The sequence below is a fragment of the Methanobrevibacter sp. genome (assembly GCF_030539555.1).
Taxonomy (GTDB): Archaea; Methanobacteriota; Methanobacteria; order Methanobacteriales; family Methanobacteriaceae; genus Methanocatella.
This window is the reverse complement of record NZ_JAUNXX010000049.1, coordinates 1-11,304: the sequence shown is the minus strand read 5'-3', so window position 1 is coordinate 11,304 and position 11,304 is coordinate 1. Positions and strand designations below refer to the sequence as shown.

Below are 11,304 nucleotides of genomic sequence, written 5' to 3'. Positions count from 1 at the left end.
ATTTAATTGGATATTAGGTGTAGTAAATGACTAATTATCATGATGAAATTTTAAATTTTGAAAAAATCGCAAAAGAACATACTGAATATATGAGAAATAGTATTAACCTCATTGCTTCTGAAAATGTTACAAGTGTTGAAGTAACTGAAGCATTGGCGACAGATTTTGCACACAGATATGCTGAAGGTCAAGCATTTGAAAGATTCTACGAAGGTTGTCAATTTGTTGATTTAGTTGAAGATAAAACCAAAAAACTTTCATGTAAAGTCTATGATTGTGATTATGCTAATGTTCAACCAGTTTCCGGTGTAACTGCAAACTTAGCAGCATTTTTCGGATTTGCGAAACCTGGTGAAAAAGTAATGGCTTTGGAAGTGCCATCCGGAGGTCACATTTCTCACGCTGATGTAAGTGCGGCAGGTATCCGTGGTCTTAAAACAGTTTTCCACCCGTTAGACAAAAACGTAATGAACATTGACATCGATGCGATGAATAAAAAAATCTTGGAAGAAAAACCACAAATCGTTTTGTTCGGTGGAAGTTTATTCTTATTCCCTCATCCTATTAAAGAAGCTCGAGAAGCAGCTGATGAAGTTGGAGCAAAAATCATGTACGATGGAGCACATGTATTAGGTCTTATTGCAGGAGGCCAGTTCCAACAACCTTTAAAAGAAGGTGCAGACCTGATGATGGGAAGTACCCACAAGACATTCCCTGGTCCACAAGGGGGAATCATTCTCTCACACAAAGAAAACGAAGAAATCATTGACAATGCAGTGTTCCCTGGTGTTGTAAGTAACCACCATTTACACCATTTGCTTGGTTTGGGCATTGCGACTGCTGAAATGTTGGAATTCGGAGAAGCTTATGCAAAACAAATCATCAAAAATGCACAAGCTCTCGGTCAGGCAATGTATGAAAGAGGATTCAATGTTTTATGCGAAGAATTAGGTTTCACTGAATCTCACCAAATTGCAGTTGATTTAACCAACATCAGATCAGCATCCGATATTGCAAAAGAATTAGCCGACAATAATGTAATTCTAAACAAAAACTTATTGCCTGGAGATAACAGAGACAACTCAGATGACCCGTCAGGTATCAGAATAGGTACTCAGGAAATCACAAGAAGAGGTCTAAAAGAAAAAGAAATGGATGAAGTTGCAGAGTTCATCAAACGTGTAGCTGTTGATAAGGAAGACATTGCTGATGAAGTAGCTGAATTCATGAACCAATACACAAAACTTGACTATGCTTTCTCTGACAGAGAAGCGTACCAATATCACAGATTAGATTAAAATGAGAATAGGATTTGCATTTACTGGAGCTGGTCATTTACTCAGAGAGTCAGTGCAATTGGCTGAAGCACTTGCTAAAAATCATGAAGTCACAGTATTTTTATCAGGGGCAGCTGAAGAGGTCCTTAAAATGTATGGGCTTTATGAGCGAGTTGAACGAATAACTGGCGGAAAATACCGTGAGTTGGCCACTGATTCAAACCAAAAATTTTCATATCCAATTACTGGTCGTCTTTCTTTAGGAAAGTACGATTTACTTATCGTTTCACCAGCTACAGCAAATACAGTTTCAAAAATAGTCTATGGAATAGCGGATACACTAGTTACTAATGCAGTTGCACAATCAGGTAAAGGAGCCGTTCCGGTATATATGGTCCCTGTTGACATTCATCCGGGTCCAATTGACACAGTACTTCCATCAAAAATGGAACTGTCAAAATGTCAAAATTGTGATGATTGTGTTGCGGCACTGGCATGTGAGCAAGGAGCAATTATTGCTCATGAGGAAATAGACTTGACAAAATGTATAGGCTGTGGTTTATGTAGAAATACATGCCCACATGATGCAATTTCTGAAGGAAAAATCATTACAATCTACATGAGGGACATTGATATTGAAAATACTCGAAAATTATCCACTATTGATAATATTCAAATATTTGAAAGCCCTGAAGAAATTTTAGATAAAATCTAATTTTTCTCCTATTTTTAATTTTAATTTGCCTTTTTTTGTTTCTAAAATATATGAAGCTTTTTTTTTAGGTTTATAAAATTTCCAAGGCTTCAGTGTAGCTTTTTCAAAAATAATTTTGTCTTTATCTAAAAAATATACATCAATTTCGAATCTCATGAAATGGGTATGGATTCTTGAGTCATTTAAGTTGTAGAACAATAACGCAAAATCAATATCTCTTTTTAACATCAATCCTTTAAAACGCTCAAAAAATGTTGACGCAGCCACGATTTTTATATTAATTAATTTTCCTGTTGTTTTATTTCTAATCATGAATTAACTATTTTCATTTCAAACTATTTAAAGGTTTAAATGATATAAAAGCAATATTGACTTAAATAAAAGTTTTTCCTGCTAATTCGCCACTTGTAATATCCTTTAGGGCGATTTCAAATTCTTCGGTTGAAAGTGTTCCTGGAATGATAAGTCTTTCTTCATTCAGATTTAGGATAAAGCAAGGGGTTGCTGTAATTCCATGGGTAAGAGCTTCTTCCTTGTCCAGATATATCTCTATGTTGTAATAATTATTTTCAAGAATTTTTTTAGCTTCACTTTCTTCTATTCCGCATGAAATTGCAATTCTGGTTAAAACTTTAATATCTGCAATGTTTTCATTGTCAACAAGGTTGGAATAAAATATTTTTTCAACAAGATCCAGAGCTATTTCGGGGTGTACATTTTGGGCAAATTTACATAATCTAAGCGCATCTTTAGAACTTGTAAGGAGCATATCTTTGTAATTGATTTTTAAACCATCTTCAAGTGCAATTTGTTCTATTTCAGCAATTTTGGCTGAGGCATCATCTAAAGACATTTCATGTTTTTCTGCATATCGCTCAGCAGTGCTTATTGTCGGTCTTTTTCCAGCTTCTGTTTCAAGTTCGAAAGGTTTCATATCCCATTCAACATCCAAATCTAAACTTTCAATAGTTTTTTTAAGTCTTTCAAGTCCAATGTATGAATAAGGGCAGTTAAAGTCTATCAAATAAATAATATTCATTTTTTATCCTCTTTAGATTTCTTAGATTCTTTTTTAGACACTTTATACAATTTTACAAGATTGTCTACAGTTCTTATGATTGTGTTATACTTTCTGTAAAATCCCATGTTATCACTTTAATGTTTAAATTTTATAATATTACTTTATTAATTATAATTTTTAATAATTTATATATAATATTTAAGATATAATTTATAATGATTATTTGATATTAATGATAATAGAATCATAAATCAACTATTGGTGATAATATGAATGAAATAGCTAGGACATTTACATCAGAATCAGTAACACAGGGACATCCTGATAAAGTTGCAGATATTATTTCTGATGCTATATTGGATGCGTACATGGCACAGGATAAAAATTCACATGTTGCATGTGAAACTTGTGTAACAACTGATTTTTGTATGGTATTTGGTGAAATAACCTCATCAGCCCATATCTCAAAAGAGGAAATTGAAAAAATCATAAGGGATACAATTATTGAAATAGGTTATGATAATCCTGATTTAAAATTTGATGGTCATACTTGTAAAGTCGATAACAGGCTCCATGAACAGTCTGCAGATATTAATCAAGGTGTGGACCGTGGAGATGAAGAAAGTGGTGCTGGAGATCAGGGTATGATGTTTGGTTTTGCAACCAATGAAACTGATTCATTAATGCCTTATCCAATCGATCTTGCACGTAAATTAACTAATAAATTAACTGAACTTAGGGAAAGTGGTGAAATTCCATATTTAAGGCCTGATGGAAAAGCACAAGTTTCAGTCAACTATGATAAGGAAGGAAACGTTGTTTCACTTGATGCTGTGGTATTGTCAACCCAGCATGACGAGACAATGTCCGAAAATCAGGAACAATTAAAAGAAGACATTCGCGAAAAACTCTTTAAGGCAGTCATACCTGATGAATTGATGAGTGAAGATACCAAAGAACACATCAATCCAACCGGCAAATTCGAAATAGGTGGTCCTCACGGGGATGCTGGTTTGACCGGCCGTAAAATCATAGTGGATACCTATGGAGGATACGCCCGCCATGGTGGTGGAGCATTTTCAGGAAAAGACTGCACAAAAGTAGACAGAAGCGCATGCTACATGGCAAGATACATTGCAAAAAACATTGTGGCAAGTGGACTTGCTGAAAAATGTGAAATCCAGCTTTCTTATGCAATTGGAGTTGCAGAACCAACTTCAATAATGGTAGATACCTTTGGAACTGCTGCAGCTGATATAGATTTTGAAAAAATAGTTCGTGATAATTTCAAATTGACTCCGGATGGAATCATTGAAACATTAGGTTTAAGGGATACTACTTATAAACAGACAGCTAAATACGGTCACTTCGGTATTGAAGGTCTTCCATGGGAGAAAACCGACAAGGCCGAAGATTTGAAAAAATATATTTAGATACTTTCGAACTTTCCTCATTTGAGGAAAAGTTTCTATTTTTATAATTCTTTTTTTGTTGGTTTCATTTAAGTTTTTCTTGTAATTATGTTGATTGAAATATTCAAATCCATTTGGGAAATTATTGTTTCAATCAAGCCTTCTAATTGCCATTATTTTTTTTAAAATCTTTTAATTTTTTGAAATTTTCACTATTTGCAATAACCTTTATTTATTAGCTAAAACAAAAAGATACATATTATAAATTATTAATTTTTGAGGAGTTACAATGCCAATAAAAGAGGCAGATAAATCATACAATCACGATAAAATAGAAAAGAAAGTTCAAAAATTCTGGAAAGATGAAGATACATTTGCAAAAGTAAATGAACTTAGAGAAAATGGTCCTAGATACTCATTTTTAGATGGACCTCCATACTGTAGTGGTAAAATACATTTGGGAACAGCATGGAACAAAGTTATTAAAGATTCATACCTTAGATACAAATCCATGAACGGATTTAGTCTAAGACGTCAAGCCGGATGGGACATGCACGGACTTCCAATTGAAAATAAGGTGGAACACCTGATGGGAATCCAATCAAAACAAGAGATTGAAGATACAATTGGAATGGCTGCTTTTGTAGATAAATGTAGGGAATTTGCTATAGAAAATAAAATAGCCATGGAAGAGCAATTTGACCAATTGGGCGTATGGATGGATTGGGAAAACCCATACATGACATTGGATCCGAAATATATGGAATCTTCATGGTGGACACTTAAAAGAGCAAACGAACAGGACTTGCTTGTAAACGATCAAAGAGTTATCAGCTGGTGTCCTCACTGCGGAACCGCACTTGCAGCAGCTGAAATTGAATATGAAGAAAAAGTCGACCCCTCCATATTCATCAAATTCCCAGTAACAGGCGAAGAAGACACTTATTTCTTGGTTTGGACAACTACACCATGGACACTTCCCGCAAACCTTGCAATTTGTGCAAATCCGGAATTCGATTATGTTTATGTTTTAAAAGACGGTGAAACTTACATTTTAGCCGAGAACTTGATGGAAGATGTTTTAGGCAAACGCATTAAAATTCACAGAACCAAAATACCTGCTGAAAATGAAGATGAAGAAGACAAAGTCATTGAAGAGGAAGAAATAAGATATGAAATTATCAAAACTGTAAAAGGTGAAGATTTAATCGGAATGGCTTATGATTACATTTTAGCAGATGAAATTCCAAAACAAATGGAATTCGATTCTGAAATTGAAAAAGTCCACACAATTTTGCCTGGAGATCATGTAGAACTTGGTGAAGGTACTGGTTTGGTACACACTGCACCTGGACACGGTCCTGACGATTTTGAAGTGGGTAAGGCTAACGGACTTCCAATATTCTGTCCTGTTGGGGAAGACGGATGCTTCACTGAGGATGCAGGCAAATATGCAGATAAATTCACAAAAGATGAAAACCAACAAATCATAGAAGACTTGCAAGCCAAAAACCTAATGTATCATGTAGAAACCATTGAACACAGATACGGAGTATGTTGGAGATGTAAAACTCCGATTATCTATCGTGCAACAAAACAATGGTTTTTAAAAGTAACTGACATTAAACAGAAAATGTTGGATGAAATTGACCGTGTTGAATGGGTGCCTAAATGGGCTGGAGAAGGAAGGTTCCATGATTGGGTAGACAATGCTCGTGACTGGACAATTTCAAGACAAAGATTCTGGGGTATTCCAATTCCTATTTGGGAATGTCCTGACTGCGGTGAACTTAAAGTAATTGGTTCTTTGGAGGAATTAAAAGCTGAATCATTGACAGAAATTAACGTTTCAGATTCTGAACTTATCCACAGGCCTTATGTAGATGAAGTTGAAGTAAAATGTGACAAATGCGGCCAAACCATCAAAAGAATTCCTGATGTATTGGATGTATGGATTGACTCAGGTGTAGCCGGCTGGGCATCATTATACTATCCGGAAGAAAAAGACAAGTTCGAAGATTGGTTCCCATATGACTTCATTACTGAAGGTCATGACCAAACTAGGGGATGGTTCTATTCACAACTTGGTACTGGAGTAATTTCTATGGGTAAAAGTCCATATCAAAAAGTATTGATGCATGGTTTTGTTTTAGATGAAAACGGAAACAAAATGTCCAAATCATTAGGTAATGTAGTGTCTCCCGAAGAGGTAATTGAAAAATATGGTGCGGATGTACTTAGATTCTATTTATTATGGGCTTCAAAACCATGGGACGATTTAAAATTCGTATGGGAAGAGATTCTAAACATTAACAAAATGTTCAACATCTTATGGAATGTTTATGTATTTTCAACAACTTACATGTCCTTGGATAACTTCAATCCAACACTACTAAGTGAAGATGATATGATTTTAAGAGTGGAGGATAAATGGATTATTTCTAAAGCCAATACTTTAGTTAAAGAGGTCGGTGAAGATTTGGACAATCTGTTCTTCCACAAGGCAACTCGTAAAATTAATAATTTCATATTGGAAGACTTAAGCCGCTGGTATGTAAGGCTTATTCGTGGAAGAACCTGGGTTGAAAGTGATGATCCGGATAAATTAGGTGCATATTACAGTTTATACACTGCCCTAGTTAAACTCATCTCAGTATTGTGTCCGATAGCTCCTCATGTATCTGAAGAAATCTATGAAAATCTTGTTAAAGGAGTAAATCCTGAAGCCCCTGAAAGTATTCATATGAATGATTGGGGATACGATGAAAATGCAATAGATTCTAATCTTGAAGCTAAAATGGATGTGGCTCGTGAAGTAATCGAAGCATCAATAAGGGCAAGGGACATGGCACAATATAAATTAAGATGGCCTGTTTCAGATATTACTGTGGTGTCCCAAGATAATAATGTCTTAAATGCAATTGATGAGCTGACTGAAATCATTAAAGACCAGTCCAATACTAAAGAGGTATTATGCGCTAGCGAATTTGAAAAGTTATCATTTATTGCAAAGCCTAACCTTAAAATTTTAGGCCCAAAACTTAAAGGTGACATGGGTAAAGTCGTAAAAGGCTTGAAAACAGCTGACGGTAACCAAATCAAAGCTGAACTTGATGCTAATGGTAGTGTAATTATTGAAGGAATCGAATTATCCTCTGAAGAAGTATTGTTTGATTCAGAACTTCCGGATGACTTTGTATCATCAGAGTTTGAAGGTGGAAACGTATTCGTAAATACTAATATTACTTTAGAAATAAGACAGGAAGCTATGGCACGTGAATTAATCAGAAGAATTCAGGACATGAGAAAAGACTTGGATTTGGATGTTGAAGCAAACATCAATGTTGATGTGGAAACTTCTGCGGAATTTAAAGACTTAATTGTTCCGCAATCAGAATTCATATCTCATGAGGTAAGGGCAAATAGCTTAATTATCACTGATAGTGAAGAATGCAGTAAAGATTCTAAAGATTATACCAAAGAATGGGACATTGAAGGAGAAAAAGTAATTATTTCAATTAAAAAATAAGGGTGTTAACATGACTTTAGCTGATTCTGAAATTGAATATATTGAAGGAATCCTCGGTAGGCAAATGAATGAATTGGAAGAAGGAATGCTTGATGTAATGTTTTCAGAACATTGCTCTTACAAAAGTAGTAGACCATTTTTAAGAGCATTTCCTACTGAAGGAGAAAATATTATTTTAGGTCCTGGAGACGATGCGGGACTTGTAAGTGTAACTGATAAATATGCTCTAGCAGTAGGTATGGAATCTCACAACCACCCTTCAGCTATTGAACCATATGGTGGTGCAGGTACCGGTATTGGAGGAATTTTAAGAGATATCATATCCATGGGGGCAATGCCGATTGCGCTTCTTGATTCACTTAGATTCGGACCGCTAGAAGAAGATGAAAAATCAAGATACTTATTTGAACATGTTGTAAAGGGAATTTCAGATTATGGAAATCGTGTAGGTGTTCCAACTGTTGCAGGTGAGATAGAATTTGACGAATCCTTTAGAACCAATCCATTGGTGAATGTAATGTGTGTGGGGCTAGTCGAAAAAGATAAAATCGTCAGAGCGGAAGCGCCTAACATCGGTGATGTATTCCTTTTAATGGGAGGGACTACCGGTCGTGACGGTATTCATGGAGTGACATTTGCATCAGAAGAGTTAACTTCAGATTCTGAAACTGAAGATAGGCCTGCAGTACAGGTAGCTGATCCATTTACCAAAAAAAGAGTTCTTGAAGCATCTTTGGAGATATTGGAAAAGATTAATGTTAGCGGTGTAAAAGACTTGGGCGGAGGAGGCCTCACATGCTGTATTTCAGAACTTGTGGATTCATCACAAAACGGAGCATTAGTGGACCTACGTTCAATTCCTTTAAGAGAAACCGGAATGACTCCATATGAAATCATGCTTTCAGAATCACAAGAGAGAATGGTATTTGTTCTAAATCCGGGTGATGTTGAACTTGCTCAAAAAATCTGTGACAAACATGAAATCGTATCTTCAGTAATAGGGGAAGTTATTGAAGGAAATAACATGATTATTTCAGATGACGGTGAAGAATTAGCCAATTTACCGACAATTCTTTTGGCAGACCCGCCTTCAATCGATCGTCCAATAGTTGAAATTCCAGAAGATACTCAAAAAATCGAGCTTAAGGAACCTGGTGTTTATAAGTCATTGCCTATGTTGTTATCATCTCCAAATATAGCATCAAAAGAATGGGTTTACAAACAATATGACCATGAGGTTCAGGTTAGGACTGTTGTAAAACCTGGTGATGATGCGGCGGTGTTGAGAATTGATGAAAATACAGCTATTGCACTTACCACAGATTCAAACACAATTCACACTAAATTGTCTCCATTTGATGGGGCTGCAGGCTGTGTTGCAGAAGCAATAAGAAATGTAATTTCAATGGGTGCAACTCCATATGCGGTAGTGGACTGTCTGAACTTCGGAAACCCGGAAACTCCGGAAATATTATGGCAATTTAAAACAGCTATTGAAGGAATGGCTTTGGTAGCAGAAAAATTCAACGCACCTGTAATTAGTGGAAATGTTAGTTTTTACAATGAAACTGAAGGAATTAAAATTAATCCGACTCCTGCCGTTGGCGTAATAGGTGTTGAAAACATTGAAAATATCAGAACTATGGACTTCAAGAACGAAGGAGATAAAATCATTTTGATTGGTAAAACCTATGATGAGTTAACAGGTTCCGAATATCACAGAACCATTCATAATTTGGAAGTTGGTACTGCTCCGAGAATCAGAATTGAAGATGAAGTGGCTAATGGTCAGACTGTATTGAACTTAATTGATGAGGATGCAGATAAAAACATTACTGCAGTTCATGATGTTTCAGCGGGTGGTTTGGCAGTAGCCATATCTGAAATGGTTATCAAATCAGGACTTGGTTGTGAAGTCAATCTGGTTGATGATGAACTGGATAAAATCCAATTGTTATACTCTGAAAGTCATGGAAGGTATCTTTTAACTGTCAAACCTGATGCAGTAGATGATATTTTGGCTAAAATTGATGTTGATGCACAAATTATCGGTGAAGTAAAAGGCGATTCATTAAACATTAATGGTCATGAATTTAGTTTTGATGATTTAAATGATGCATATCATGGAGTAATTGAAAAATACATGGCATAAATAACTTTGGGGAGTTAATAAACATGTTTTTATCAAAATTGGATTCTTTACAAAATGCTTTAAAGTTAATACATGATAATCAGAAATTCACAGATTCAGAAGAGATTTCTATTCACGACGCTCATAAAAGAGTTTTGGCTGAAGATATTATGGCTTATCATGATTCTCCACCTTTTGATAAATCTGCAATGGATGGTTTTGCTTTAATTGCTGAAAATACTTTTGGAGCATCTCAATCAGCTCCTAAAGAATTAAAAATAATAGATGCTATCGGTGCAGGAGATTTTTCCGATAAGTTGGTTGGCGATGGTGAAGCTATTGTTATAGCTACTGGCGCTCCCATTCCGGAAGGCGCTAATGCTGTTTTAATGAAGGAGTATACTACAACTGACGGTAATGACTTGACAATCTTTTCTCAAGTAACTCCTGGTGAAAATGTTAGTCCAAAATCAGAAGACATTGAAAAAGGTCAAAAGATTTTAGATAAAAATACTTTCATCAGATATCAGGAAATGGGATTGATAGCTTCTGCAGGTTATGATAAGGTAAAAGTTTTTAAAAAACCAAAAGTAAAAGTTATTATAACAGGTAATGAGCTTGTAGAACCAACTAAAGAAGAAATTGATAAAGCAAAAATTATTAATTCAAATCAATTCACCATCAAAGCGATGGTTGAAGATTCTGGGGCAATTTGTGAAATCTGCCATGCTGGCGATACCTTTGATGAGGTAAAAGAAGCTATCTTAAAAGCATCTGAGGATTATGATGTTGTCATGACAACAGGAGGGACAGCCATTAGTAAGGGAGATGTTGTCTTGGACGTTGTCGAGGACATTGGTGAGATCTTATTCCATGGCGTTGCAATGAGACCTGGAAAACCTGCTGGGGCAGGTATAGTTAATGATAAAATGATATTCACGTTTTCAGGCCAACCTGTAGCGGCAATGACTCAGTTCGATGTTTTTGCAAGAAAATATTTATTTGAAATGCAAGGAAGGTCATTTGATTTTAACATTGTTAATAAAGAGTCTCAGCTCAAAATTCCTTCACAACTTGGAAGAACCGATTTCATCCGTTCTGTAACTGATGAGGAATATACCCGGCATGTGTTGAATAGGGGTTCTGGCATTATTCGGTCAATGGTTGAGGCGAACAGCTATATCATCATAGACGAAAATGATGAAGGATATCAGAAGGG

At 35.6% G+C, this 11,304-nt stretch carries 8 protein-coding genes; 6 read left to right on the top strand and 2 right to left on the bottom strand.

Annotation, left to right across the window (positions count from 1 at the left end):
- The first annotated feature begins 26 nt into the window (after positions 1-26).
- Both glyA and Q4Q55_RS08080 read left to right on the top strand, forming a co-directional pair.
- Positions 27-1,298 (top strand): serine hydroxymethyltransferase, encoded by a 1,272-nt coding sequence (gene glyA / locus Q4Q55_RS08085; RefSeq protein WP_303372318.1) that lies wholly within the window; start codon positions 27-29, stop codon positions 1,296-1,298.
- 1 nt (position 1,299) lies between these two features.
- Positions 1,300-1,992 carry a dihydromethanopterin reductase (acceptor) gene (locus tag Q4Q55_RS08080; RefSeq protein WP_303372317.1) on the top strand — a complete coding sequence of 231 codons (693 nt, stop codon included), beginning with the start codon at positions 1,300-1,302 and terminating at the stop codon, positions 1,990-1,992.
- Here the strand turns inward: Q4Q55_RS08080 and Q4Q55_RS08075 are convergent.
- Positions 1,978-2,304 (bottom strand): DUF192 domain-containing protein, encoded by a 327-nt coding sequence (locus tag Q4Q55_RS08075; RefSeq protein WP_303372316.1) that lies wholly within the window; start codon positions 2,302-2,304, stop codon positions 1,978-1,980. The two genes, Q4Q55_RS08080 and Q4Q55_RS08075, sit on opposite strands and share 15 nt — an antisense overlap.
- Before the next feature lie 61 nt (positions 2,305-2,365).
- Positions 2,366-3,031, bottom strand: coding sequence for a DsbA family protein (locus Q4Q55_RS08070; RefSeq protein WP_303372315.1), 666 nt, complete (start codon positions 3,029-3,031; stop codon positions 2,366-2,368).
- A gap of 251 nt (positions 3,032-3,282) precedes the next feature.
- Between Q4Q55_RS08070 and metK the strand changes: the two genes are divergently transcribed.
- The 4 genes from metK to glp all read left to right on the top strand — a co-directional run.
- Complete coding sequence (gene metK / locus Q4Q55_RS08065) at positions 3,283-4,446, top strand: methionine adenosyltransferase (RefSeq protein WP_303372314.1); 1,164 nt, start codon at positions 3,283-3,285, stop codon at positions 4,444-4,446.
- A gap of 268 nt (positions 4,447-4,714) precedes the next feature.
- Entirely contained in the window at positions 4,715-7,954 is a 3,240-nt protein-coding gene (gene ileS, locus Q4Q55_RS08060; RefSeq protein ID WP_303372313.1) for an isoleucine--tRNA ligase, read from the top strand.
- Between the two features lie 10 nt (positions 7,955-7,964).
- A complete protein-coding gene (purL, locus tag Q4Q55_RS08055; protein ID WP_303372312.1) occupies positions 7,965-10,106 on the top strand; it encodes a phosphoribosylformylglycinamidine synthase subunit PurL in 2,142 nt (713 codons plus the stop codon).
- Positions 10,107-10,129: 23 nt separating this feature from the next.
- The coding region (glp, locus tag Q4Q55_RS08050; RefSeq protein WP_303372311.1) for a gephyrin-like molybdotransferase Glp at positions 10,130-11,304 on the top strand (1,175 nt) is incomplete at its 3' end.

Bases quoted from the DNA above. Each gene is read 5' to 3' on its own strand.
- ileS (WP_303372313.1), top strand. From the start codon at position 4,715: ATGCCAATAAAAGAGGCAGATAAATCATACAATCACGATAAAATAGAA.
- Q4Q55_RS08070 (WP_303372315.1), bottom strand. From the start codon at position 3,031: ATGAATATTATTTATTTGATAGACTTTAACTGCCCTTATTCATACATT.
- Q4Q55_RS08080 (WP_303372317.1), top strand. From the start codon at position 1,300: ATGAGAATAGGATTTGCATTTACTGGAGCTGGTCATTTACTCAGAGAG.
- Q4Q55_RS08075 (WP_303372316.1), bottom strand. From the start codon at position 2,304: ATGATTAGAAATAAAACAACAGGAAAATTAATTAATATAAAAATCGTG.
- glyA (WP_303372318.1), top strand. From the start codon at position 27: ATGACTAATTATCATGATGAAATTTTAAATTTTGAAAAAATCGCAAAA.
- metK (WP_303372314.1), top strand. From the start codon at position 3,283: ATGAATGAAATAGCTAGGACATTTACATCAGAATCAGTAACACAGGGA.
- purL (WP_303372312.1), top strand. From the start codon at position 7,965: ATGACTTTAGCTGATTCTGAAATTGAATATATTGAAGGAATCCTCGGT.